The 22,929-nt window shown below is 61.1% G+C and carries 27 protein-coding genes and 1 other annotated feature; of the genes, 5 read left to right on the top strand and 22 right to left on the bottom strand.

Features of this window, described 5'->3' with window-relative positions; genetic code table 11:
• The first annotated feature begins 25 nt into the window (after nt 1-25).
• The 5 genes from asd (at nt 26) to HJY11_RS00535 (ending at nt 4,940) form a co-directional block, all read left to right on the top strand.
• Nucleotides 26-1,105: an aspartate-semialdehyde dehydrogenase gene (asd, locus tag HJY11_RS00555; protein ID WP_208074156.1), complete on the top strand. Its 1,080-nt coding sequence runs from the start codon at nt 26-28 to the stop codon at nt 1,103-1,105.
• A gap of 56 nt (nt 1,106-1,161) precedes the next feature.
• Nucleotides 1,162-2,058 (top strand): 4-hydroxy-tetrahydrodipicolinate synthase, encoded by an 897-nt coding sequence (gene dapA, locus HJY11_RS00550; protein ID WP_208074155.1) that lies wholly within the window; start codon nt 1,162-1,164, stop codon nt 2,056-2,058.
• A complete protein-coding gene (dapB, locus tag HJY11_RS00545; protein ID WP_208074154.1) occupies nt 2,059-2,811 on the top strand; it encodes a 4-hydroxy-tetrahydrodipicolinate reductase in 753 nt (250 codons plus the stop codon).
• A gap of 34 nt (nt 2,812-2,845) precedes the next feature.
• Entirely contained in the window at nt 2,846-3,298 is a 453-nt protein-coding gene (locus HJY11_RS00540; protein WP_208074153.1) for an ACT domain-containing protein, read from the top strand.
• Nucleotides 3,299-3,551: 253 nt separating this feature from the next.
• On the top strand, nt 3,552-4,940 hold the full coding sequence (locus HJY11_RS00535; protein ID WP_208074152.1) for an MATE family efflux transporter: 1,389 nt from the start codon (nt 3,552-3,554) through the stop codon (nt 4,938-4,940).
• A gap of 70 nt (nt 4,941-5,010) precedes the next feature.
• On the opposite strand, the gene HJY11_RS00530 is transcribed toward HJY11_RS00535, so the two are convergent.
• From HJY11_RS00530 to HJY11_RS00425, 22 genes are all read right to left on the bottom strand, one after another.
• Entirely contained in the window at nt 5,011-5,838 is an 828-nt protein-coding gene (locus HJY11_RS00530) for an alpha/beta fold hydrolase (RefSeq protein ID WP_208074151.1), read from the bottom strand.
• Between the two features lie 22 nt (nt 5,839-5,860).
• Complete coding sequence (tyrS, locus tag HJY11_RS00525) at nt 5,861-7,090, bottom strand: tyrosine--tRNA ligase (RefSeq protein WP_208074444.1); 1,230 nt, start codon at nt 7,088-7,090, stop codon at nt 5,861-5,863.
• A 50-nt stretch (nt 7,091-7,140) separates the two neighbouring features.
• Nucleotides 7,141-7,379 (bottom strand) — a binding site (T-box leader).
• A gap of 22 nt (nt 7,380-7,401) precedes the next feature.
• Entirely contained in the window at nt 7,402-9,102 is a 1,701-nt protein-coding gene (gene recN / locus HJY11_RS00520) for a DNA repair protein RecN (protein WP_208074150.1), read from the bottom strand.
• 10 nt (nt 9,103-9,112) lie between these two features.
• Nucleotides 9,113-9,577 (bottom strand): arginine repressor, encoded by a 465-nt coding sequence (locus HJY11_RS15560; protein WP_208074149.1) that lies wholly within the window; start codon nt 9,575-9,577, stop codon nt 9,113-9,115.
• A 3-nt stretch (nt 9,578-9,580) separates the two neighbouring features.
• Nucleotides 9,581-10,438, bottom strand: coding sequence for an NAD(+)/NADH kinase (locus HJY11_RS00510; protein ID WP_208074148.1), 858 nt, complete (start codon nt 10,436-10,438; stop codon nt 9,581-9,583).
• Between the two features lie 21 nt (nt 10,439-10,459).
• Entirely contained in the window at nt 10,460-11,269 is an 810-nt protein-coding gene (locus tag HJY11_RS00505; protein ID WP_208074147.1) for a TlyA family RNA methyltransferase, read from the bottom strand.
• A gap of 4 nt (nt 11,270-11,273) precedes the next feature.
• Nucleotides 11,274-13,115: a 1-deoxy-D-xylulose-5-phosphate synthase gene (gene dxs / locus HJY11_RS00500; protein WP_243764074.1), complete on the bottom strand. Its 1,842-nt coding sequence runs from the start codon at nt 13,113-13,115 to the stop codon at nt 11,274-11,276.
• Nucleotides 13,116-13,128: 13 nt separating this feature from the next.
• Nucleotides 13,129-13,602: a divergent PAP2 family protein gene (locus HJY11_RS00495; protein ID WP_208074146.1), complete on the bottom strand. Its 474-nt coding sequence runs from the start codon at nt 13,600-13,602 to the stop codon at nt 13,129-13,131.
• Nucleotides 13,603-13,614: 12 nt separating this feature from the next.
• Nucleotides 13,615-14,499 carry a polyprenyl synthetase family protein gene (locus HJY11_RS00490; RefSeq protein WP_208074145.1) on the bottom strand — a complete coding sequence of 295 codons (885 nt, stop codon included), beginning with the start codon at nt 14,497-14,499 and terminating at the stop codon, nt 13,615-13,617.
• Entirely contained in the window at nt 14,489-14,701 is a 213-nt protein-coding gene (xseB, locus tag HJY11_RS00485) for an exodeoxyribonuclease VII small subunit (RefSeq protein WP_208074144.1), read from the bottom strand. The genes HJY11_RS00490 and xseB overlap by 11 nt, the downstream gene beginning before the upstream one ends.
• Complete coding sequence (gene xseA, locus HJY11_RS00480; RefSeq protein WP_208074143.1) at nt 14,673-15,911, bottom strand: exodeoxyribonuclease VII large subunit; 1,239 nt, start codon at nt 15,909-15,911, stop codon at nt 14,673-14,675. Before xseA ends, xseB begins: the two co-directional genes overlap by 29 nt.
• Nucleotides 15,908-16,846 carry a peptidase M22 gene (locus HJY11_RS00475; protein WP_208074142.1) on the bottom strand — a complete coding sequence of 313 codons (939 nt, stop codon included), beginning with the start codon at nt 16,844-16,846 and terminating at the stop codon, nt 15,908-15,910. The genes xseA and HJY11_RS00475 overlap by 4 nt, the downstream gene beginning before the upstream one ends.
• A complete protein-coding gene (nusB, locus tag HJY11_RS00470; protein WP_208074141.1) occupies nt 16,843-17,319 on the bottom strand; it encodes a transcription antitermination factor NusB in 477 nt (158 codons plus the stop codon). Before nusB ends, HJY11_RS00475 begins: the two co-directional genes overlap by 4 nt.
• A gap of 93 nt (nt 17,320-17,412) precedes the next feature.
• The gene (locus HJY11_RS00465) at nt 17,413-17,787 is read right to left on the bottom strand and encodes an Asp23/Gls24 family envelope stress response protein (protein WP_208074140.1); all 375 of its coding nucleotides are present in this window, start codon (nt 17,785-17,787) and stop codon (nt 17,413-17,415) included.
• Nucleotides 17,788-17,876: 89 nt separating this feature from the next.
• Entirely contained in the window at nt 17,877-18,461 is a 585-nt protein-coding gene (locus tag HJY11_RS00460) for a SpoIIIAH-like family protein (protein ID WP_208074139.1), read from the bottom strand.
• Between the two features lie 54 nt (nt 18,462-18,515).
• Nucleotides 18,516-18,890 carry a hypothetical protein gene (locus HJY11_RS00455; RefSeq protein ID WP_208074138.1) on the bottom strand — a complete coding sequence of 125 codons (375 nt, stop codon included), beginning with the start codon at nt 18,888-18,890 and terminating at the stop codon, nt 18,516-18,518.
• A gap of 163 nt (nt 18,891-19,053) precedes the next feature.
• Nucleotides 19,054-19,533 carry a hypothetical protein gene (locus tag HJY11_RS00450; RefSeq protein WP_208074137.1) on the bottom strand — a complete coding sequence of 160 codons (480 nt, stop codon included), beginning with the start codon at nt 19,531-19,533 and terminating at the stop codon, nt 19,054-19,056.
• Nucleotides 19,534-19,550: 17 nt separating this feature from the next.
• Nucleotides 19,551-20,726 carry a stage III sporulation protein AE gene (locus HJY11_RS00445; RefSeq protein WP_208074136.1) on the bottom strand — a complete coding sequence of 392 codons (1,176 nt, stop codon included), beginning with the start codon at nt 20,724-20,726 and terminating at the stop codon, nt 19,551-19,553.
• 14 nt (nt 20,727-20,740) lie between these two features.
• The gene (locus HJY11_RS00440; protein WP_208074135.1) at nt 20,741-21,130 is read right to left on the bottom strand and encodes a stage III sporulation AC/AD family protein; all 390 of its coding nucleotides are present in this window, start codon (nt 21,128-21,130) and stop codon (nt 20,741-20,743) included.
• A gap of 13 nt (nt 21,131-21,143) precedes the next feature.
• A complete protein-coding gene (spoIIIAC, locus tag HJY11_RS00435) occupies nt 21,144-21,338 on the bottom strand; it encodes a stage III sporulation protein AC (protein ID WP_021659113.1) in 195 nt (64 codons plus the stop codon).
• Between the two features lie 21 nt (nt 21,339-21,359).
• Nucleotides 21,360-21,869, bottom strand: coding sequence for a stage III sporulation protein AB (locus HJY11_RS00430; RefSeq protein ID WP_208074134.1), 510 nt, complete (start codon nt 21,867-21,869; stop codon nt 21,360-21,362).
• A complete protein-coding gene (locus HJY11_RS00425; RefSeq protein WP_208074133.1) occupies nt 21,862-22,800 on the bottom strand; it encodes a stage III sporulation protein AA in 939 nt (312 codons plus the stop codon). The genes HJY11_RS00430 and HJY11_RS00425 overlap by 8 nt, the downstream gene beginning before the upstream one ends.
• Nucleotides 22,801-22,929 lie beyond the last annotated feature (129 nt).

Below are 22,929 nucleotides of genomic sequence, written 5' to 3'. Positions count from 1 at the left end.
GTACAAGGAGAAGGAGGAAATTGTGATGAGAGAGTTTCAAGTGGGCGTTGTCGGCGCGACGGGGATGGTCGGCCAGCGCTTTATCACCCTGCTGGAGGGACACCCCTGGTTTCACCTAAAGGTGCTGGCGGCCTCTGCCCGCTCGGCGGGAAAGACCTATGAGGAGGCGGTGGGCAGCCGCTGGGCCATGAGCGAACCCATGCCCGCGTCGGTCAAGTCGATGCGGGTACTCGACGCCGAAAAGGACATGGACGAGATCACCGGGCAGGTGGACTTTGTCTTCTGCGCCGTCAACATGAAAAAAGACGAGATCAAAGCCCTGGAAGAGGCCTATGCAAAGCGGGAGTGCCCGGTCATCTCCAACAACTCGGCCCACCGCGGGGTGGCCGACGTCCCGATGATCGTGCCGGAAATCAACCCCGAACACGCCTCTGTCATCGAGGCACAGCGGGTCCGCCTGGGCACCAAGCGGGGCTTTGTGGCGGTCAAGTCCAACTGCTCGCTGCAGAGCTATGTGCCCGCCATCCATCCCCTGATGGACTTTGGGGTCACCAAGGTGCTGGCCTGCACCTACCAGGCCATCTCCGGCGCGGGCAAGACCTTTGAGACCTTCCCCGACATCGTGGACAACGTGATCCCCTTTATCGGCGGCGAGGAGGAGAAGAGCGAGCAGGAGCCCCTGAAGATCTGGGGCAAGGTCGAGGGCGGCGCGATCGTCAACGCCGAAGGGCCTTCCATCACCACCCAGTGCCTGCGGGTACCGGTGTCCGACGGGCACACCGCGGCGGTCTTTGTCTCCTTTGCAAAAAAGCCCACCGCCGAGGAGATCAAGGCGCGCTGGGCCGCCTTTTCCGGGGAGCCACAGAAGCTAGACCTCCCCTCCGCTCCCAAGCAATTCCTCCACTATTTTGAAGAGAGCGACCGCCCCCAGGCCAGGCTGGACCGCAACCTGGAAAACGGGATGGCAGTCTCCATCGGCCGCCTGCGGGAGGACGCCCAGTACGACTACAAATTTGTCTGCCTCTCCCACAACACCCTGCGTGGAGCGGCCGGCGGCGCAGTGCTGATGGCGGAGCTGTTGGCCGCCAAAGGCTATTTGGACTGATTGGCAAAGCCGCAGAGACGTATCCTCTGCGCTTTCGACTGGGAGGAGTGTCACCGATGAAGAAAACTGTATTTACCGGCGCCGGTGTGGCCATTGTGACCCCATTTTTGGAGGACGGCCAGGTCAACTACCCCAAGCTGGGGGAACTCATTGACTGGCAGATCGAGAACGGCACCGACTGCATCGTCACCTGCGGGACCACCGGCGAATCCGCCGCCATGAGCCACGAAGAACACCTGGATGTGGTGCGCTACACCGTGAAAAAGGTGGCCGGTCGGGTGCCGGTGGTGGCGGGCGCGGGCAGCAACGACACCGCTGTGGCGGTGGAGCTGTCCAAACGCAGCAAAGAGGCAGGGGCCGACGCCCTGCTGCACGTCACCCCCTACTACAACAAGACCTCGCAGCGGGGATTGGTCAAGCACTTTACTGCCATTGCCGACGCCACCGACCTGCCGGTGATCCTCTACAATGTCCCCTCCCGCACCGGGGTGGCCATTCAGATCAACACCTATCGGGAGTTGGGGAAACACCCCAACATTGTGGCGGTGAAAGAGGCAAACGGCAACATCTCCGAGATCGCCAAATTGTTTGCCGCCTGCGGCGACTGCCTGGACGTCTACTCGGGCAACGACGACCAGATCGTGCCCATCCTCTCCCTCGGGGGCAAGGGGGTCATCTCGGTGCTCTCCAACGTGATGCCCAGAGAGGCCCACGAGATTTGCCAGCTCTACTTTGACGGCAAGACCGCCGAGAGCACCGCCCTGCAGCTGAAACTGCTGCCCCTCATCAACGCCCTCTTCATGGACGTCAACCCCATCCCGGTGAAAGATGCCATGAATCTGATGGGGCTGGGCGTGGGTGAATGCCGGCTTCCCCTCTGCTCCATGGCAGAGAGCCAATTGGCCGTCCTGCGGGAGACTTTGGCCCAAAACGGCCTGGTGGAGGACAGATAGATGGTCAATATTTTGCTTGCGGGCGCCCTCGGCAAGATGGGGCGAGTGGTGAGTCAGTATGTGTCCGAGCGGGAGGATTGTCAGATCGCGGCGGGAATTGACATCGCCGAGTCGGCAGAGGGACTCCCCTTCCCCCTCTATCGCTCCATTGGGGAGTGTTCCCTAGAGGGGGATGTGATTGTCGACTTCTCCCATCCCTCCCTTCTGGGGGAGATTTTGCGCTTTGCCCGGGAGAGACGGGTTCCGGCAGTGATCTGCACCACCGGCCTCTCACCCGAACAGATGGCAGAAATCAGGGAGAGCGCCAAAGAGGTTCCCATCTTTTTTAGCGCCAACATGTCCCTGGGCATCAACCTCCTCTCCGCCCTGGCAAAAAAGGCCGTACAGGTCTTGGGAGGTCAGTTCGACATTGAAATTGTAGAGAGGCACCACAACCAGAAGGTGGACGCCCCCAGCGGCACCGCCCTGATGCTCGCCGATGCCATCAACGAGACGGCAGGCGGACGGTACGAATACGTATATGACCGCCACAGCACTCGCCAGAAGCGGGGCAAAGAGGAGTTGGGGCTCCACTCGGTGCGGGGGGGCACCATTGTCGGCGAGCACGAGGTGATCTTCGCCGGACGCGACGAGGTTCTCACCTTGAGCCACAGCGCCGCCTCGAAAGAGGTGTTCGCCGTGGGGGCGGTCAACGCAGCGGTCTTTTTGGCGGGACAAAACCCCGGCCTGTACGACATGGCCTCTCTCCTGTAAAGGGAGTGGCCTTGCAAGAGAAAGGATGGCAAAGATGATTGGTGTAACCAGTATCGCGGCGGTAGAAGACCAGATGGTGGTCACCTTCCGCAATATCGACGGTCAGTCGCAGTTTTTAGAAGAGGTCTTTTTGGAGATCGCCAAGGTGGATGTCAACCTGGATATGATCTCCCTCACCTCCTCTGAGGACGCCACCTGCAGTTTTTCCTTCACCACCTCCAATCGGTATTATGCCAAGGTAGTGGAGGTGCTGGGGGCCATCCGCAGGGACTTCCCCGCGGTCAAATTCTCCATCTCCGACGGGTATGCCAAGTTGGTGGCCGAGGGGGAAGAGATGCAGTTTCGCCCCGGTGTGGCGGCGGCGGTGATCGCTGCGGTCAAGCAAAGCGGCGCCTCCATTGCCATGATTACCACCTCTGAGACCGACATCTCCCTGCTGTTGCCCGCCGAGGGACTGGGGGCGGCCAAAGCGGCGCTGGAAAGGTGAGTTCCCTCCCGTTCCCCTTTATAACTGCAAATTCCGGCAAAAAACGGACCTCTTTAAGAGAGGTCCGTTTTGTTGTGCAAAATTTGCACAAATACTTATGTAATATGCACAAAAAACCGCAAAAAAGATTGGCCCCAAAAACAGCGTAGAATTTGGTTAAATAGCCCTTAAATCGGCTGTCATGTGTTTGCTTTCTGTAAAAAAATATTGTATCATTATTGACGATGTCGATTTTAAAAGAGGAGGGTCATATGTGAATCAGCGAAACGATATGACGCGTGGGGATCACATCATGAAGCAACTTTTCTTCTTCATGCTCCCCATGCTGCTGGGAAACATCTTTCAGCAGTTTTACAACATTGCCGACACGGTGATTGTCGGCAACTGGGTTGGCGCAGATGCGCTGGCGGCCGTTGGGGCAAGCGGCCCCATTTTCTTTTTGTTTGTCGCCGCTGCCAACGGCATGTCCGCCGGCGGCGGGGTGGTCATCGGCCAGTACTTCGGCGCGGGCGACCACAAGCGCTGCCGCAAATCTATCACCACCTTTTTGATCTTTGAGGGAGTTGTCGCCACCGCCCTGGGGATCGTGGGTATCTTCGTCTGCAAGCCCATCCTGCAGATGATCAACACCCCGGCCAACATCATCGACGGCGCCAACACCTACCTGTGCATCTACATGGGCGGGTTGGCCTTTAACTTTCTCTACTTCGCCCTCTCCGCAGTATACCGCGCCCTGGGCGACAGCAAGCCCCCGCTCTACTTTTTGATCATCTGCACCATCTTGAACATCGTGCTGGACCTGGTCTTTGTCATCAACTTCGGCTGGGGCGTCGCCGGCGTGGCCATCGCCACCATCCTCAGCCAGACTGTCTGCTGCGTTATCTCCTGGATTGTGCTCTACAAGAAGATCGCCTTCCTGGAACAGCCGGACGAGACGGGATGGGCCCGCTACTACAACGGCGAAATGGCCATGAAGATGTTCAAATTGGCGATCCCCTCCACCATCCAGATGAGCTCGGTCTCCCTGGTGGGCATTATGATGCAGGGGATCATCAACAACTACGGCACCGCCTATATCGCAGCCTACACCGCGGCCAACAAGGTGGACAACATCACCTTTATGCCGGCCATGAGCATCGGTGTGGCCATGAGCGCCTTTACGGCCCAGAACATCGGCGCCGGAAAGATCAAGCGGGTGCGGGAAGGCGTGAAAAAGGGCAATTGGCTCTCCCTCATCTTCTGCCTCTCGGTTTCGGCGGTGGTCTTTTTGCTGGGGCCCACCATTGTCTCTTGGTTTATCAGCGGCGAAGGTTCGCAGCAGATTATCGACATCGGCTCGGTGATGGTGCGCTTTATTGTGGCGTTCACCTTCCTAAGTGGGCTGCGAAACGTCTATGAGAACACCCTTAAAGGGGTTGGAGACATGAATATGGTGATGCTCATCACCATCGCGGGGATGGTGGTCCGCTACCTGGCCGCCCTGTTGATGATGAAACCCTTTGGGTTTGCCGCCGTCTACTACTCGATTCCCATTGCCGCCCTCTTTGAGGTGGTCGCCTCATTCTGGCGCTGGAAAACCGACAAGTGGAAGCGAACCATCGTGGTTCGAGAAGCGGAGTTTGACGAGTCTCTCGAAGTGTAAAAACTGTGAAAAAGAAGCCCCGGGCGTTTTAAAAAAACGCCTGGGGCTTCTTCATTGATTGTGGTAGCCCTTACAGGCTCTCTTCGTTTTCGATTCCCCGCAACCAGCTCTTGAGCGTCTCGCAAAAGAGGTTGTGGTGCTCGATCTCCAGATTGTGGCCGGCGTTTTCCCACAGCAGCAGCGAGTGGCGGGGATAGTGATCCCTCACCAGGTCGACGCACTGGGCATATCCCACCACATTGTCCTGTTTGCCCAGGAAAAAGAGGGTGGGGACATCGCAGAGGCCGTTTTCCTCGGGCAGTTCGCTGAAGGCGTACCCCGGCGAGTGGCTGATACTGCGCAGATAGGGCTCGTCAATGGCGGCAGCCGAGGCCAGCTCATCCAAGAAGCGGTCGTAGGTGTACTGGTCCTGAATGACAAATAGGTTGGTGAAGAGCACCCGGTGAGAGGCTGGCAGCTGCTTGATGAGCTCCTCATTGCGGTAGACCACCTTGAAGTTGGGGAGGATGCGCTTTTGGCGAATGGGTTCGACCAGCGGGCAGATGAAGATGCCGCCCATGATCCGTTCGGGCATGGCCGCCAGCAATCCCCGGAGAATATAGCCGCCGTAGGAGCGGCTGATGGCTAAAAACTGCCCTTCGGGGATGACCTGTTCGACAAAAGCCCTGACAAACCGCAGCATGTCGTCGCTGTTTTTAACCTGGTCACAGCGGGGGGTCTTCCCCATGCCGGGCAGATCAAAGTAGATCCGCTTGTAGCTGATGAAGGGGGCAAACACCGGTTCGATGCTGTGCTCCATCTGCACCATGCTCTCGGTCCAGCCGTGGATGCAGAGAACGGGAGTCCCCTCCCCCACGATCTTATACTCTACCGGTACGCCAAACACTTCTGTCGTCATCTGTGCACACCTCTCTTTTCTGTTACAGGGTGATTTTGTGGAAGGTCTTTTTTCCCTTTTTAATGATGATAAAGCCGTCTTTGAACGCCTCCAGGGAGACGCGGTATTGGGCGTCGGCAATCTTCTCCTCACCGACACTGACGCCGCCCTGCTGCACCAACCGCCGGGCCTCTCCTTTGGAGGGGGTCAGACCGGACATCACCATCAGGTCCAGCAGACCGACGGAGCCGCCCTGCACCAGAGACTGGTCGAGGGGGGTGGTGGGCATGTGCTCGGAGGCGGAACCCGCGGCGAAGAGGGACTTGGACGCCTCAAGGGCTTTCTGTGCCTCCTCCTCGCTGTGAACCAGTTTGGTCAGTTCAAAGGCCAGTTTTTCTTTGGCCCGGTTGATCTCGCGATCCTGCAGCGCCTCGTACTGGGCGATCTCCTCCAGGGGCATAAAGGTGAGCATCTTCATGCAGTGGATGACATCGGCATCGTCGATGTTGCGCCAGTACTGGAAGAACTCGTAAGGGCTGGTCTTCTCGGGGTCGAGCCAGACGGCGCCGCTCTCGGTCTTGCCCATCTTCTTTCCCTCTTTGGTGGTCAACAGGGTGAAGGTCATGCCGTAGGCCTCTTCCCTCTTGACGCGGCGGATCAAGTCCACCCCGCCGAGGATGTTGGCCCACTGGTCATCTCCCCCCAACTCCATGGTGCAGCCGACAGTGTCGTACATGTGCAGGAAGTCGTAGCTCTGCATGATCATGTAGTTGAACTCGATGAAGGAGAGTCCCTTTTCCATGCGTGACTTAAAGCACTCGGCGGCGAGCATCTTGTTCACTGTAAAGTATACACCAACATCCCGCAGAAAGTCCAGATAATTTAGCTTGCAGAGCCAGTCGGCGTTGTTGAGCACCAGGGCGCGCCCGTCGGTGAAGTCGACGAACTTGGACATCTGCTGCTGGAACCGCTCCACGTTGTGGGCGATCTCCTCCTTGGTGAGCATCTTGCGCATGTCGGTCTTGCCGGTGGGGTCGCCCACCAGAGTGGTGCCGCCGCCCAGCAGGGCAATGGGGCGATGGCCCGCCTGCTGCAACCGCCGCATGACCGTCAGCTGCAAAAAGTGCCCCACATGAAGGCTGTCTGCAGTGGCGTCAAAGCCGATGTAGAAGGTGATCGGCTTGTCGCCGTTGAGCAGCTCCTCCACCCTCTCCATGTTGGTCGACTGGGCGATCAGGCCCCGAGCCTGCAGTTCATTAAAGATTCCCACAATACATTCTCCTTTTTCATTTGATAAAAAAGCCCTCTGTGCATGTTTTGTGCACAGAGGGCGAGTTTTCACGCGCGGTACCACCTCAGTTTGCCGTCTCCTAGCAGGAGACAGGCCTCATTGGGGCGCGGTAACGAGCGCCGGACGGCCCCCCCTACTGCCGGCTTTAGGGCCGGGTTCGAAAGGGCGGCTCAGGGGTGTATTCCCGCCGGAAAAGCCGCTTTCTCTCAGCAAAACGAAAGCTCTCTTGGGACTTTGGATCGGCGGTACTGGTCCCCTTCCCTGCCTGTAAGCAAGTTTTCATTACCTGTATCTTACCCGTTTGTAGGGTGGTTGTCAACACCGCCCTGGGCGCGGGCTAGCATTTCCCGGGCATTTTGCAGCGACACCCCACTGACTGCGTCGCCGGAGATGATGCGGGCCAACTCCCGCACCCTCTCCTCCTCTCCCAGCGGGCGGATGTCGGTAAAGGTCGACACCCCGTCGGAGTGCTTGGAGATCAGCAGGTGGTTGCCCCCATAGGCGGCCAGACTGGCCGAGTGGGTGACGCAGATGATCTGGTGGGAGGCGGCGGTCTCCTTGAGCTTTTGACCGATCTTCTGGGCGGCGCTGCCACTGACTCCAGTGTCGATCTCGTCAAAGATCAGGGTGTCGATCTGGTCCTTCTCGGCGAGGATGTTTTTGATGGCCAGCATGATGCGGGAGAGCTCGCCCCCCGAAGCGATCTTCGAGATGGATTTGGGCGCCTCCCCCACGTTGGCCGAGATGAGGAAGCGGACGGCGTCCATTCCATCCCGGTGGAGTTTGGGTTCCGAAACCACCTCGGTGACAAAGGTGACCCCGCTCATATTGAGGAAGGCCAACTCCCGGCAGATGGCGGCGGAAAAACGCTCCCCCGCCTTTTTCCGCTTGGCCGAGAGCTGCTGGGCTAAGTCGGTGGCGGCGCGCAACTCGTCCCGCATCTGCTCTTTGAGGGAGAGGATCTCCTCGTCGCTGCCGGCGAGGGCCTCGAGTTGGTGCTGGCAGTCGTCCCGGTAAGCGAGCACCTCGTCGAGGGTGGCGCCGTATTTTTTCTCCAGCTGCTGCAGGGTGGCCAGGCGATTTTCCAAAAAGTCGATGTCCACATAGGCGTCCGCATCCGAACCGCCCGAAAGGGCGGAGAGGTCGGCGGCGTGCTCTTGCAGCTCGTAGAGGAGGGCAGTCAGCTTGTCCCCCACTGCGCCGGTGGCAGGCAGGTACTCGCGGATGTTTTGCAGGGACTGGACCGCCGTCTGCAACAGGCCGATGGCGCCACTCCCCTCTTCCCCGCCGTTCAAGCAGTCCTGCGCGGCCTGTAGATTCTGGGCGATGAGCTCGGCGTATTTGGCCTTGTTGATCTGCTCTTCCAGCACCAGGTCTTCACCGGGGGCCGGGTCGGCCTCGGTGATCTCGCCGATCTGGTAGGAGAGCAGGTCGATCTGGCGCTCCCGCTCGCTGCGGCGGGCCTCCAGGTCGGCGATGGTGCGCTTGAGATCCCGCACCTTGACATATTGGGTCTGGTAGCGCTCAAGCAGGGGTTCCAGCTGGCCGTAGGTGTCCAGCACCCGAATATGGCTCTTTTCGTCCAACAGTTGCTGGCTGTCGTGCTGTCCGTGAACATTGATGAGCAGCTGCCCCAGCTCTTTGAGGATGGACACATTGGCCGGACGCCCGCCGATCTTGCAGGTGTTTCTGCCGTCTCTCCCGATCTCCCGCACGATCAGCAAACTGCCGTCGGGGCAGTCGTAGCCCATCTCCTCTGCCCGGGCGGTCACCGCCGGGGAGAGCTCCTCAAACAGGGCGCTGATCAAGGCCCTATCGGCCCCCTGGCGCACCATATCCTTGGAAGTGCGGTTGCCCAAAATGGCGTTGACCGCACCGATGAGGATGGATTTTCCCGCGCCGGTCTCGCCGGTGAGGACGTTGAGCCCCGTCTCCAGCGGCAGGGTGGCCCGCTGGATGACGGCGACATTTTCAATGTAGAGTGTTCGCAACATGGCGCTTGTCCTACCTGTTCTGGGGGATGTAGGTCCGCAGCTCCTCGCAGAGCTCCCGGGCATACTCTTCATTTTTCATGAGGATAAAGAAGGTGTCCTCCCCCGCCAAGGAGCCCACAAAGCCGTTCCACTGCATCTCGTCAAAGGCAGCGCAGGCCGCGGAGGCCAGCCCTTTGTAGCAGAAGGCGCAGACGATGTTCTGGGCATAGTCCACCTGGCGCAGGGCCTCGGCGATGATGATCGAGTAGTTGAAGCTGACGCCACCGCTGCTGCCCGGCCTCTGGGGGGTGGTGTAGCGGTAGACGCCCTCGCGCGAAAGGCTTTTCACCAGGCGCAGCTCTTTGATGTCCCGCGAGATGGTGGCCTGGGTGACGGCAAACCCCTCTTCCTGCAGCTTTTTGAGGAGTTCTTCTTGGGTGGTGATGTCATATCGGGAAATGAGGTCGATGATCTTGGCCTGGCGCTTTGCTTTCACGTTTCAATCCCCTCTTTCAATAAATTTGGCCTTGATGACTTTGAAAAATCCGCTGCGGTCCAGCAGGGCAAACTTGACCTTTTTGTCCGCCTGGCGGATGAGAATTTGATCCCCCCCGCCGATCTTGACCGAGTGCTCGCCGTCGATGGTGACGTAGACGTCGTTTTGGTTGCGAACGCCCTGTCGGACGGCGAGGGTGCTCTCCGGGGAGAAGAGGATGGGGCGGGAGAAGAGCGAATGGGGACAGATAGGAGTCATTTCCAGGGTGTCGATGGTCGGGTCGATGACCGGCCCCCCCGCTGAGAGGGCGTAGGCCGTAGACCCGGTGGGGGTGGAGACAATGACCCCGTCGGCCCGGTAGTTGACAACCTGTTCCTCGCCGCACCAGATGTCCAGGTCCAACAGGCGGGAGACGGTGCCGCCGGTGACCACCACGTCGTTGATGGCGGTGTAGCGGAGCTCTTTTCCCCCCTGCGTGATCACGGTGTCCAGCGCCATCCGCTCTTGGATCACGTAGTCATCGGCCACCAGCTGCTTGAGCAATTCGAGCCGGTGGCAGTCGATATAGGCGAGAAAGCCCAGCCGCCCGGTGTTGATGCCGATGATGGGCTTGTTGTGTCGGAGAGCGTGTTTGGCCTGGTGAACCAAGGTGCCGTCTCCCCCCACGCAGAGGATGCAGTCGCACCAGTCGTAACCGGCGGCCGATTCGACAAAGCGAACGCCGGGGAGGTGGATCTTTTCCTGCAGATAGGCGGGCATCCAGACTTCGGCCCCGCAGTCGGCAAGGATTTGGCAGGCCTCCGGGGTGTATTTGAGGGTGCGCGGCTTGTCCAGGTTGGGAATGACGAAAAAAGAGTGCAAATGCCCTTCCTCCTTCTCTGTTTAAACAGCGAGTGCCCGGTGGGAGGCGGCCACCGTCTCGGCAACCTGCTCGCTGCCGATGATCGGCAGCGATTCCTCTGCCCCCTTTTCCAGGAAAATCAGGTATTCAATGTTTCCTTCGGGCCCTTTGACGGGTGAAAAGTCAATCCCCTTTACAGCAAATCGGCTCTCCCCGGCCAGGGAGATGACCCTCTCAATGACCTCGCGGTGGGTGTTGGGGTCGCGAACCACCCCTTTTTTGCCCACCTTTTCCCGCCCGGCTTCAAATTGGGGTTTGATGAGGCAGACGGCTTGTCCGCCAGGGGCGAGGAAGCGCCAGATGACCGGCAGCACGTGGGAGAGGGAGATAAAGGAGACATCGACGCTGACGAAATGCAGCGCGTCGGGGACCTGCTCACCGGTGAGATAGCGGATATTCTGCCGCTCTAAGTTGACCACCCGCTCGTCCGAGCGCAATTTCCAGGCCAACTGCCCATATCCCACGTCCACGGCATAGACTTTCTGCGCGCCGTTTTGCAGCATGCAGTCGGTAAATCCCCCGGTAGAGGCGCCCACATCCATGCAAATTTTGCCCTTTAAGGAGATGGGGAAAGCGCTCATCGCCTTTTCCAATTTGAGGCCGCCCCGGCTGACATAGGGCAACTTGGCGCCCCGCAGTTCGACGGCGTCCCCCTCTTTGACGGTGTCGCCGGCCTTGTCAGCCTTTTGCCCGTTGATATAGACATCACCGGCCATGATGTAGGCCTGGGCCTTTTGGCGGGTTTCCGCCAGCCCCTGCTCGGTCAGATAGACGTCCAGTCTTTTCTTCATGCAATCACTCCTGCTCTAAAAAGCGGGCTATGCCGGCTTCATCCATTCCCAGGTGGGCGAGGGTCGACTCCACCGAGGCCTGGGGGATGACGCCGTCTTCAATGGCGCGGATGTGGATGCGTCCCCGGTAGCCGCTCTCGGCCAGCTGGGCAGCCAGCCGCTCGCTGACGCCACCGCTGCGGATCCCCTCCTCTACAAAATAGACGGCTTGGTAGGAGCGAAGCAGTTCGCAGACATCCGCCCCCAGGGGGAAGAGCTTTGTCAGTTTGAGGACAGCGGCCCCCGCCTTCTGGGCGGCGGGGTAGACCTCGGCAAAGAGGCGGCCGTAGGTGACCACCACCTTGCCTCCCTTTTTTCTGCCCGGGAAGAGATGGCGGTCCTTGCAGGGCAGATCGTCCAAAAAGGCAAGGCGCTCGTCCTCTTTGCCTCGGGGATAGCGGAGGGCGCAGGGCCCTTCCTCCCCGTAGAGACAGGTGTTCAGACAGTGGCGCAGTTCCCGGTAGGTGGCGGGGGAATAGAGAGCCATGGTGGGAACGGATTGAAGCATCGACACATCGTAGATGCCCTGGTGGGTCTCCCCGTCCTGTCCCACCAGGCCGGCCCTGTCAATGGCCAGGACCAGGTGAGCCCGTTGCAGGGCCACGTCGTGGATGATCTGGTCGTAGCAGCGCTGCAAAAAGGTGGAGTAGACGGCAAACACCGGCCGCAGGCCGCCGGTGGCCAGCCCAGAGGCAAAGGTCACGGCGTGCTCTTCGGCAATGCCCACGTCGTAAAAGCGGTTGGGGTATTTGTGCTTGAAAAACTGCAGTCCGGTGCCGTATTTCATGGCCGCGGTGATGCCGCAGATGGAGGGGTCTTTGACGGCCTGCCCCACCAGGGCGCGGCCAAAGGCGGTGGAGAAGGAGTCCTCGTTGGAGATGTCGGGATTCCCCTTTTCGATGTCAAAGCTGGAGACCCCGTGGTAGGCGCCGGGGTTTTCCTCCGCCTTCTGGTACCCCTTCCCCTTTTGGGTGGCAATGTGGATGAGAACGGGGCGGCTGATGCGCTTGGCCCGCATCAGGGCGCCGCAGAGCATGTCGATGTCGTGCCCGTCGATGGGCCCCAGGTAGTCAAATCCCAGGTCCTCAAAGAAGGTGTTGTGGTAGATGGCGGTCTTGAGTTTTGACTTGGAGGAGACCAGGGCGTCCTTGATCTGCCGGCCCACCACAGGGGTGCGCTCAAGGAGGTGGGAGACCGAGTCCTTAAAGCGAAAATAGGCCGGTTTGGTGCGGATCTCCGAGAGGTAGTTGGCCACCGACCCCACGCTTTTGGAGATGGACATGTCGTTGTCGTTGAGGATGATAATCAGGTTGCCCCGGGCTTTGCCGGCGTTGTTGAGCCCCTCATAGGCCATGCCGCCGGTAAAGGCGCCGTCGCCGATGACGGCGATGACATAGCCGTCGTCCCCCCGCTGGCGCTTGGCTTCGGCCAGCCCCATGGCGGCGGAGATGGAGGTGCTGGCGTGCCCGGCCACAAAGGCGTCGTGCTCGCTCTCATACGGCTTGGGAAAGCCGGAAAGCCCCCCCTCGGTGCGGATGGTGTCGATCCGGTCCTTGCGCCCGGTGAGTATTTTATGGGTATAGGACTGGTGTCCCACGTCCCAGACAATGGCGTCTTTGGGGGTGGTGAAGATGCGGTGCAGGGCGATGGTGAGTTCCACCACCCCCAGGTTGGAAGCCAGGTGGCCCCCATTTTGGGAGACCACCTCAATCAGCCGCTCCCGAATCTCCTCCGCCAGGGCGTTGAGCTCGGCGGTGGAGAGCATCTTCAAATCACCGGGTCCGTTGATGCGCTGTAAAATGGACAAATCCGTTCACCTTCTATGTCAAAGATACCAACATGGCCACCAAAATGCCCAACAGGGCGCCGCCGAGCACCTCCAGCGGGGTGTGGCCGAGGGACTCTTTCAGGTCCTTTTTGAACATCTCGTCCTCGTCTTCGTCGGGGGCGTCCTGGCTCTTCTCCCAGGTGAAGATGATCTTGTTGAGGACTTTGGCCTGTTCCCCGGCGCTTCTGCGCACCCCCATGGCGTCGTACATGACCACGCAGGCCATCAAGAAGGCCAGGGCAAACTCCGGGGAGGAGACACCCACTGTGCGGGCGATGGCCACAGTGAGGGAACAGACCAGGGCCGAGTGGGCGCTGGGCATCCCCCCCGCCCCCACCATCCGCTCCAAATTGAGCTTTTTGGTGGCGATGAAGGTAAAGATGGTCTTGAGGACCTGTGCACTCAGCCAGGAGATCAGGGCAACGTTTAAACAGTAGTTGCCGAACATCTGTCGTACAATATCCATATCAACCGCCCTTTAGCTTTCTCTGTCCACCAGCGACTGGCAGAGGTGTGCCAGGCACTCGTCCTGCCCGTCAGGGACCGCCTTTTGCAGCTTGCAGAGGGCCCGGTCGGTGCAGGCGCGCACCTGTTTGCGAGAGGCATCTACCCCGTAAAGGGTGACAAAGGTGGTCTTTCCCTGCTCGGCGTCGCTGCCGATGGGCTTGCCCAACTTGGCCTCATCCCCCACGGCATCCAGTATATCATCTGCAATTTGAAAAGCCAACCCGATGTCCTCGGCAAAGTCGCCCAGGGCGCGCTGGCTGTCCTCTCCCGCGCCGGCGGCGATGGCCCCCAGCTGGGCGCTCACCGAGAGGAGAGCACCGGTCTTGAGCCGGTGCAGAGTGGCCAGCACCTCCGGTTTCATGGGCTTGTTCTCGTAGGCCAGGTCGATGACCTGACCGCCGATCATCCCCCGATAGCCAGCGGCGCGGGCCAAGGCGGCCACCGCCCGCAACCGCAGCCCCTCGGGAAGAGGGGCCGCGGCCACAGTCTCAAAGGCAAAGGTCAGCAGGGCATCCCCCGCCAACAAAGCGGTGGCCTCGCCATAGACCTTGTGGCAGGAGGGCTTGCCCCGGCGCAGGTCGTCATCGTCCATGCAGGGCAGATCGTCGTGGATGAGGGAGTAGGCGTGCACCATCTCGATGGCGGCGGCCAGGGGGAGCGCCTCCTCCCGCCGGCCGCCCAGGGCGGCGCAGCACTCGAGGACAAAGAGGGCGCGAATGCGCTTGCCGCCGGCCAGCAGACTGTACCGCATGGCCTCGGCCACCTCCCGGTAGAGGGGGTCGCCGTCGGGGACGGCGGTCTGCAAAAAGGCCTCGATGGCGGCCAGGTCGCGCGCGAGCTGCTCATTACAGTTCATCGTCCATCCCCTCCAATTTGATCTCCTCCACCGTCTGGCGGGCGGCTTTGAGCTGACCGTAGCAGTCAGACAGCAGGGCTGCCGCTTTGGCGTAGATGGACAGGGCCTCCTCGAGAGGGAGATCGTCCCCCTCCAGCGCGGCAATGGCCTGTTCTAAGGCGCGGTAATTCTCTTCAAAACTCGCTTTCTTCTTGGTCGGCATAACGGGTCTCCTCCCCTATCTGGTCGACGGTACAATCGGCCTTCCCGTCGCAAAAGCGAAGGGAGAGCCGGTCGCCCGGTTGTATCTGTCCAATGGAGCGGACGGCGGCGCCGCCCTTCTGTGCAATGGCGTAGCCCCGGGAGAGTACCTTGGCGGGGTTTAGGCTCTCGCAGAGGTCGGCGGCGCTGCGCCAATCGGCCTCCAGCTTGTCCAGCCGCTTGGCGCAGGCAGCCTGCAGCCGGTGGCGGAGGGCGGCAAGCCCCTCGCCCCGCTCCCCCAGCAACTGGGCGGGCGAACAGGCGCGGTGGCGCAGCTGAAGTTGGGAAAGAGCCTCCTTCTTTCGGGTGTAGAGGCGGTGAAGAGCCGTCTCCATCCGCAGGGAGGCACCGTTTAGCTGGCGGGCGATCTCCCCGCTGTCAGGGGCTACCAGTTCGGCCGCTGCCGAGGGGGTGGGCGCCCGCAGATCGGCTGCCAGGTCGGCGACGGTGAAGTCGATCTCATGCCCCACCGCCGAGATGACCGGTACCGGGCAATCGGCGATGGCACGGGCAATCTCCTCCCGGTTAAAAACCCAGAGGTCCTCCTGGCTGCCGCCGCCCCGGGTGAGGATACAGGCGTCGTACCGCCCGGCAATGGAGACGTAGCGCAGGGCCCGCACAATGGAGGGACAGGCCGCCTCTCCCTGCACCGAGACCGGGATCAGGGAGACGGTGCAGAGGTTGTACCGCCGCGCCAGAACCCCCAGCACGTCCTTGACCGCCGCCCCCGACTTGGAGGTGATGAGGGCGATGCGCTGGGGAAAGGGGGGCAAGGGCTTTTTGCGCCCGGCGTCAAAGAGCCCCTCGGCGGCCAGCTTGCGCTTGAGCTGTTCCAGCGCCAGCTGCCGGGCGCCGACGCCTTCGGGCAGGATGTCCTTGGCGTAGAGCTGGTAGACCCCGTCGCGCTCAAAGACCGAGACCGCGCCGCGGACGATCACCGACATCCCGTCCTCCGGGGAGAAGGCCAGCCGGTTGGCGTAGGACTGAAACATCACCACCTTGATCGAGGCGCCGGCGTCCTTGAGGCTGAAAAAGAGGTGACCGGTGCGAAAGTGGCGGTGAAAACTGGAAATCTCCCCCCGGATCAGCAGGTCTTTGAGCTTGCCGTCAGATTCGACGATGGATTTGACGTAGGCGTTGAGTTGGGTGACGGTAAGGGTGGCGCCGGTCATCTCCCCCACCTCTCTCTGCACAAAAGGGCAATGCCGGCGGCGTTGTCGCTGGAGAAGTTGGCCGGGGCGCAGACCCCGCCGTACGTTTGGGACAGGGCCGCCGAGAGGATGGAGTTTGACATCACTCCGCCCGAGTAGAGGACAGGCAGCGGCCCCAGCTTCTCCAGCAGCCGGGCGGTCATCCCGTCCAGGGCGGCCAGCAGGTAGTCGAGACAGTAGCGGGCCACATCGGCCGGGGCCTCGCCCTGGGCCAGCATCTTTCGGCACTGGTTTTCCACCCCGGACAGGCAGCAGTCACAGTCCTTAAAGGTGGGGCGGGCCCGGTATCTCTTCTCGCTCTGACAGGCCAACTTGTCCAGTGCCGGACCGGCGGGAAAGGGCAGCCCCAGCAGCCCTCCCACCCGGTCGACGGCCTGTCCGGCCTTCAGGTCAAGGGAACCGGCCAGATAGGTGGTCTTGCAGATGCGCTCCCCGTCGGGCTCCACCAGCACCGCCTCGGTGGTGCCGCCGGAGACGTGAAAGGCCAAAAAGGGCTTCTGCAGGTAGGCGAGGGCCCCGCCCCCGTAGAGGGCGGCGGCAATGTGCCCCTGCTGGTGGGAAAAGCGGTAGAGGGGCAGACCCAACAAGTTGGCGATGAGGGTGGCGCTGGAGAGCCCTACCAGGAAACAGGGCATATAGGAGCCCTCCACATCTCGGGGGCGGTCGGACACACCAACAGCCAGAACATCCCCGACGGGGATCCCGCCGAGGATAGAGGTGGTGAGTTCACTGAAATTTTTGACGTGTAGAAAGCAGGCGTCGCTCTGGCGAAGCCCCATCTGCCCCTCTTTGACCGGGAGGGGCAGGCGGATATTCTGCACCACTTCCCCCTCGGCCGAGCAGACGGCAAGGGAGGAGGTGTAGTTGCTGGTGTCGAGGCCGAGAAAGTACTTCATTGTTCCTGCGGCTGCGCCGGCAGCTCCTCGTCCTCGGCCGCTTCGGGCTGCGCCTGGGGTTGAAGGGCCTCCTCGGGTGTTCCCAGTTCCTTTGCCACCGCGCCCAAAAGTCCGTTGACAAAGGCGTAGTCGTCGTCGGTGCCGTACTTTTTGGCCAGTTCAACGGCCTCGTTGATGGCGACCCCCACCGGGCAGAAGTCGGCGGCGATCTCGGCCAGGGCCACCCGCAGGATGGAGCGGCAGACTGGGGAGACGCGCTCGAGGGTCCAGCCCTTTAGGTGACGGGCGATCTGCTCGTCCAGCGCGGGGGCGCGCTCGCACACCTGGCGAAAGACGTTTAGGGTGTACTGGCTCATCCGCAGGGTGCCGCACTCACTCGCGCCGGCGATGATGTCCTCGGCGCTCTCGTCGGACAGGAAAAACTGTTCAAAGGTCAGCACAAAGGCCGCCTCTCTCGATTCACTTCTGGTCATATTTGTCTCCTCGCTGTGTTGGAATATAAGGTGCGGGGCCACCCCACAAAAATACCCTCCTGTGACGGTACACGGGAGGGTATGGGGCGAATGTCAGTGCTCTTCCCCGCTCTCACTCTCAAAGGCGATCCCCTGCACGACGATATTCACCTTGGAAACGGTGATGCCCGTCATGCTCTGGATGGCGGATTTCACGCTGTTTTGCACGGCCAAGGAGACGTCCGGGATGCTGACTCCCTGGTAGAGATCCAGGCAGATATTCACCGTGGCGATGTCGCCGTTTAACTCGATGCCCACCGGGTTGCGGTGGATCGCCTTGGCCCACAGCCCCTTGATATTGGCGGAGTTCTCGCAGGTGACCTGAGCCACCCCCTTGACCTCCCCCGCCGCCATCTTGGCGATGGTGGCCAGCACCTCTTCAGAGACCTTCAGGTTGCCGATGGTGTCCTTCAAATTGGGTTCGCCCATCAATGCGCCCTCCTTTATAGCAATGCATCATTCTGTATAACATACACCCTGTATGCTGTATATTATACCACAAAAAAGGAGAGAGACAACTATTTTACCTCGGTTATTGTGATATTTTCCGCTTTGACGCCGGCCTCGCGGATGATGATCTCCTTGATCTGGTTGGCGGTGTCCTCGTTGAGGCCGTCGGTCTTGACCACCGCGTCGGCCTTTTCATTGTTGATGTACACCAGGCAGTCGGAATAGCCCTTGGCCTTGATGAGGCTCTCGATCTTCCCCTCGGTCTCCACCGCCTTGACCATGTAGGAGAGGGAGTTGGTCAGGGATTTCTTCTCCTCCTCTGAAATGGTGGTGTCCTTGAGGGATTTTTGCAGTTTGTCCAGGGCCTCGTCCCGGCTCTTTTGGCGGTTGGTGCGGGACTCGGCGAAGTACTCCTCCCCCTTTTCCACCGGGGCGGAGGTCTCCTCCTTCTCCCCCAGCTCCTCTTCGCTCTTGGAGCTGTCGCCGCCCGAGCCATTGACATACTCGGCTTCACCGTAGTTGTTTGACGCCGACAGGGAATCGGTGGTGGTGAAGTCGCTGCCCGATTTGGCGAACTGCCAGTTGAGATAGACCGCCACGCTCAGCGCCAGCACCAGCGCCCCCAAGATGACCTGCTTCTTTCCTGCTTTCATGATTTGTTTACCCCTTTCTCTGCCTTTTCTGGGCACCCCGTGCCAAAGGGCGGTCTACCCGCCTTTTTTCGCTATGTAAACGCGGTTGGAGGGGACGTCCAGCAGGGTCGTCACCGCCTCCAAAACCCGCCCTTCCACAGTGGGGTCGCCCCCTCCGTCGCAGACGATGAGCACCCCCTTGATGACCGGCTCCAGCGTGCTCTGCACCACCGCCTGTTTCTTGCCGTTTTGATCCTCCACCAAGAGATAGCTCCTCTCGGTGCTCTCCCGGCTCTTGCCGTTCTGGCCCGCCATGGCGTCCACGCTCTTTTTCTCCTCGTAGAGGTACTGGCTCTCGGAGGAGCGCTCCAGGGTGACCATCACCTCCACCCGGCCGACCCCCTGCACCTTTTGCAGGATGTCCGTCAGATCCTTCTGAGTCTGCGACACGTATGCCTCCTGGCTGACAGCGGCCGAAGAGGAGCCCGCACTCGGGGAGGATCCCTTTTTGGACTTGCCCCCCAGGCTGCTAAGAAAGATGAGCAAGACCCCGACGGCCCCCAGGATAACAATGAGCTTTGTTTTGTCCACTTTTGCGAGAAGTTCCCTGCATCTATCCAGCATCTTCTGTGTCCTCCGCGCTCGAGGTGGGCAGGCCGAACGCCTCGCTGACCTGGCGTTCCAGGGCCTCGTCCCGCCCCTTTCCCGTTTGGATTTTGATTTCTCTAATATCTATGCGCCCCTCCTCGTCCACATGAGTGCGCACCTCTATTTTTTCATAGTCCTCCCCTTTCCCCTGCGCATCCAGATAGGCGCCGATCTGGACGCGCAGGTTCTCGGCCGCCAGGGCTGCCACCTGTTTTGCAACCTGCTCCTGGGCCTGGCCCACCTGGGGCAGTTCCCCCGCCGAGGGGAGGGCGATCGAGACCCCGCCCAGCCCCGACAGGGGGGCGACGATACAGGCCAGAAAAAAGACATTGACCGCCACCTTAAACACCGACTCCATGCTGCGGGAGGGGGCCACCATCTTGAAGACCCCGCCGCAGATGCAGCTAAGGCAGAGGGCGAACCCCCACTGCTGAATTGCCTGCACGACCCGTTCCCCCTTTTTTAGCCGACGCCCATCATGACGATGACCGTGGTGATGATGACCAGCAGCGCGTAGGTGAAGAGGAGCGCCACTGCGATGGTGAGACAGTTGCCGATGGATTTGAGGGTGTCCCGCACCGACGAGACCCCCAGCATGTCGCAGAAGAACGCCCCGGCCCAGAGGGTGGCCTTGTAGAGCAGGCAGCGCAGCAGCAGCGGCACAAAGGAGACCACCACCGCGGCGATCCCGAAGACCCCGACCCCGTTTTTGACCACCTTGAGACAGCCGTAGACCGAGGAGAGGGCGTCGGAGACCGCCCCTCCCACGATCGGCACCATGTTGCCGATGAGGAGTTTTCCAGTCTTCATGGCCAGGTTGTCCGAGGCGGAGGTGACAAAGCTCTGCATCGAGAGGACGCCGCAGAAGATGGTCAGCAACAGGGTCAGCAGCACCACCGCCGCGTTTTTTAGCCCCCCGCTGATGGCCGAGACCCGCAGATCGCTCTGCACCGCGCCGGTGACCGAAAAGGCCAGCATCAGCCCCAACAGGGGGACGATGGTGGAGGAGCAGATGGCCGACACCCCCTGCACCACCAACATCAGCACCCCGGAGTAGGCCGTGGCCGTCAGCGGTTGGCCGGAGGTAGCCGCCACCGTGGAGTAGATGGGGGCGAAGGTGGCGATGAACTGGTTGGTGGAGAGGAGGGTCTGGTTGAGGTCTTGAATCAGCCGGTAGACCGGCGCAACCACCGCCACCGCGATGCAGAGGGTGGCCACCACCGACACCACCGGGGAGAGGCTTTCAGAAAAGAAGGTGCTCTTCATGCTCTCGGCCATGGCGCAGACCAAAATGGTGACCACAATGAGGGCCAGAATGCGGACGGGCTCTTTGGCGGTGGCCTTGACCGACTCCCAGAGACTGCCCAGCAACCTGGGCAGGTCGAGAAAGGAGAGGGCCCTCTCCCCCGTCAAATCGCCGTCGAGAAGGCCGCTGTCCTCCAGGGTGTCCCTGGCCTCATCGGGAAGGGCGTCCTCCAGTTGGGAGGCGCCGCTCAAGTCGTACTGCTCCTGCAAAATCTGCTGGGTGTCGGTGGCGGGGCTCTCCCCTTCCCCCTCTTGGGCCAAGGCCGTCCAGGGCGAAAAAAGGAGGAGGGTCAGGGCCAACAACAGGGCGGCCAAGATTCTTGGATGTCTCACAGCGCCACCCCCCTTTACAGAAAGATCAGGTCGTCCAAAAAGGAGACCACCGTTTTCAGCATCGGCAGGGCCAGGGCCAACACCGCGACCTTGCCCGCCAGCTCCACCTTGGAGGCGATGGCCTGCTGTCCGGCGTCCCGGCAGCTGTCGGCCGACAGCTGTACCACGTAGCAAATCCCCAAACACTTGAAGAGGGTGCCGATGTTTTCGGCCACCCCATCCGAGAGCAGCGAAATCGAGAGGACCTCTTGCAACACCGGCAGCAGGGAGGCGGCGATGTAGCCGAAGAGCAGCACCCCCGCCCCCACCGACACCACCACGGCGATCTGGGGGCTGTACTGTTTGAGGGTGAGGGCCAGGATCGCCGCAACGACGGCAAAGACCGCCACGCCCAGCACATTCATTCCTCCCACCGCCTCACAGGTCGAAGATGGCCTTGACGGTGTCAAACAGGGTGCTGATCTCCCCGATGATCATCATCAAAACCACGATGAGCCCCGCCAGGGTGGTGAGCATGGCCTGTTCCTCCCGTCCGGAGCGGATGAGCACCTGGTTGAGTACCGCCACGATGATGCCGATGGCGGCAATTTTGAAGATGAGATCTACGTCCATTTTCGCGTCCTCCTTTTGGGGCTACCAGAGGATGATGGAGAGGCCCAGCCCCGCCAGCACCCCCAGGGTGTTGTACATCTTTCCGTTTTTCCGGTAGACCTCTCGGGTCTCCTCCAGCTGTTCTTCCAGCTTTTGCACCAACAGGGCCAGGCGGGAGAGCTCCACCGGAGAGGGGCGGGTGCCAAACTCCCTCCCAAAGTCCAACATCAGCTGGCGGAGAGAGGGGGGGCTCTTTTGCAGGCAGCGGCACCCCTCCACCGCGCTGCAAAAGCTGGCCGAGAAGGCGCCGGTCTCCATCCCCCGGCAGCACAGAGGGAGAAAGTCGAGCCCGGCAAAGCGGGGGTCTTGGGCGGCCTTTTGCAGCAGCTCCCCCACCGGCGCGCCACCGTAGGTCAGCTCCCCCTCGATTCCGCGAAAGAACTTGAGCAGGGTCTCCACCAGCCGCTCCTGTTCTCGGATGCGGCTGGAGAGGTGGATCCCCCCCAGGGAACAGGCCGAGAGGAGGAAGAGGCAGCCGATTGCCTTAACCACAGGGAGCCCCCCTCTCGCAGCGGGCCCTGACCGAGAAGTCGCGGGGCGAGACCTGTAAAAAGTGGGTGAAAAAGCCCTGTTTGAGCAGTGGGGCCAGGGCGGGGTTTCGCCGCAGGTCCTCCACCGTGTCGCCGTGGGCGGTGGCGATGACCCACACCCCCGAGACGGCACAGCGCCGCAGGGCGGCTACGTCCTCTTCATTGCCGATCTCGTCGCAGGCCACCAAGTCGGGGGACATGGTGCGCACACAGCGAGAGATTCCCTCGGCTTTTGAAAAGTAACTCTGTACAAAGGCGCCCGGACCCAAATCGGTCTGGCACTGCCCCCCCAGGCAGTTGGCCAGCTCCCCCCGCTCGTCCACCACCCCCACCTTTAAATAGCGCTCCCATCCGCCGCCGGAGAAGGCGCGGACGAGCCCCCGCAAAAGGGTGGTCTTGCCGCTGCCCGGCGGGCCGACAATGAGGGTATTCCCCAGCCCGTACAGCCGGTAAAAGCGGAGGACGGCGGGGTCGGCGGGCAGCGCTCCCCGGGCGATGCGCAGGCTGACAGCCTCGAACTCGTGCACCGTCTCCCCCGTCTCGGGGGAGTAAAATCGCTTGCCGCACAGCCCCACCCGGTGCCCGCCGCGGATGGTGAGAAAGCCCTGGGCAATCTGGTCCTGATGGGAGTAGAGGGAGTACTCGCAGCAGGCCTGCACACAGGAGCACACCTGGGCGGCGGTGGCACAGAGGGCCCCTTGGGGCTCGTCCAGCAGCGCCCCTTTCCCCAGAAAGCGCAACCGCCCCTCCCCATAGAGGGAGACGGGCTGGCCAGAGGTGAGGCGAATTTCCTGACAGCGCTCCCAAGCGGGCCGGGGCAGTGCCAGACAGCCGCTGCGAATGGGTTCGGGCAGGACGGCTGTCACCTGCTCAAAAGGGGTTTCTCGGCTCATGGTTCATCCCTCCCACAACTTGTACACTAACACTATATGGGTTGTCCCACCGGGATAGAACCTGTCCCGAAACGCAAAAAAGGGCCCGCAGCTCATCAGCTGCGGGCCCTTTGTGCAAAGCAGGTCACA

It is taken from the genome of Bittarella massiliensis (ex Durand et al. 2017) (genome assembly GCF_017566145.1).
In the GTDB taxonomy this organism is placed as follows: domain Bacteria; phylum Bacillota; class Clostridia; order Oscillospirales; family Ruminococcaceae; genus Bittarella; species Bittarella massiliensis_A.
The sequence above is the reverse complement of the archived record's forward strand: the minus strand, read 5'-3'. Positions and strand labels throughout refer to the sequence as shown.

Excerpts from the sequence above, each read along its gene's own strand:
- HJY11_RS00540 (WP_208074153.1), top strand. The coding sequence starts at position 2,846 with ATGATTGGTGTAACCAGTATCGCGGCGGTAGAAGACCAGATGGTGGTC.
- HJY11_RS00495 (WP_208074146.1), bottom strand. The coding sequence starts at position 13,602 with ATGGATATTGTACGACAGATGTTCGGCAACTACTGTTTAAACGTTGCC.
- HJY11_RS00440 (WP_208074135.1), bottom strand. The coding sequence starts at position 21,130 with ATGAATGTGCTGGGCGTGGCGGTCTTTGCCGTCGTTGCGGCGATCCTG.
- HJY11_RS00505 (WP_208074147.1), bottom strand. The coding sequence starts at position 11,269 with ATGAAGAAAAGACTGGACGTCTATCTGACCGAGCAGGGGCTGGCGGAA.
- HJY11_RS00425 (WP_208074133.1), bottom strand. The coding sequence starts at position 22,800 with ATGAGCCGAGAAACCCCTTTTGAGCAGGTGACAGCCGTCCTGCCCGAA.
- xseB (WP_208074144.1), bottom strand. The coding sequence starts at position 14,701 with ATGCCGACCAAGAAGAAAGCGAGTTTTGAAGAGAATTACCGCGCCTTA.
- asd (WP_208074156.1), top strand. The coding sequence starts at position 26 with ATGAGAGAGTTTCAAGTGGGCGTTGTCGGCGCGACGGGGATGGTCGGC.
- xseA (WP_208074143.1), bottom strand. The coding sequence starts at position 15,911 with ATGACCGGCGCCACCCTTACCGTCACCCAACTCAACGCCTACGTCAAA.
- HJY11_RS00490 (WP_208074145.1), bottom strand. The coding sequence starts at position 14,499 with ATGAACTGTAATGAGCAGCTCGCGCGCGACCTGGCCGCCATCGAGGCC.
- HJY11_RS00475 (WP_208074142.1), bottom strand. The coding sequence starts at position 16,846 with ATGAAGTACTTTCTCGGCCTCGACACCAGCAACTACACCTCCTCCCTT.
- nusB (WP_208074141.1), bottom strand. The coding sequence starts at position 17,319 with ATGACCAGAAGTGAATCGAGAGAGGCGGCCTTTGTGCTGACCTTTGAA.
- spoIIIAC (WP_021659113.1), bottom strand. The coding sequence starts at position 21,338 with ATGGACGTAGATCTCATCTTCAAAATTGCCGCCATCGGCATCATCGTG.
- HJY11_RS00460 (WP_208074139.1), bottom strand. The coding sequence starts at position 18,461 with ATGAAAGCAGGAAAGAAGCAGGTCATCTTGGGGGCGCTGGTGCTGGCG.
- dapA (WP_208074155.1), top strand. The coding sequence starts at position 1,162 with ATGAAGAAAACTGTATTTACCGGCGCCGGTGTGGCCATTGTGACCCCA.
- recN (WP_208074150.1), bottom strand. The coding sequence starts at position 9,102 with ATGTTGCGAACACTCTACATTGAAAATGTCGCCGTCATCCAGCGGGCC.
- HJY11_RS00465 (WP_208074140.1), bottom strand. The coding sequence starts at position 17,787 with ATGGGCGAACCCAATTTGAAGGACACCATCGGCAACCTGAAGGTCTCT.
- HJY11_RS00530 (WP_208074151.1), bottom strand. The coding sequence starts at position 5,838 with ATGACGACAGAAGTGTTTGGCGTACCGGTAGAGTATAAGATCGTGGGG.
- dapB (WP_208074154.1), top strand. The coding sequence starts at position 2,059 with ATGGTCAATATTTTGCTTGCGGGCGCCCTCGGCAAGATGGGGCGAGTG.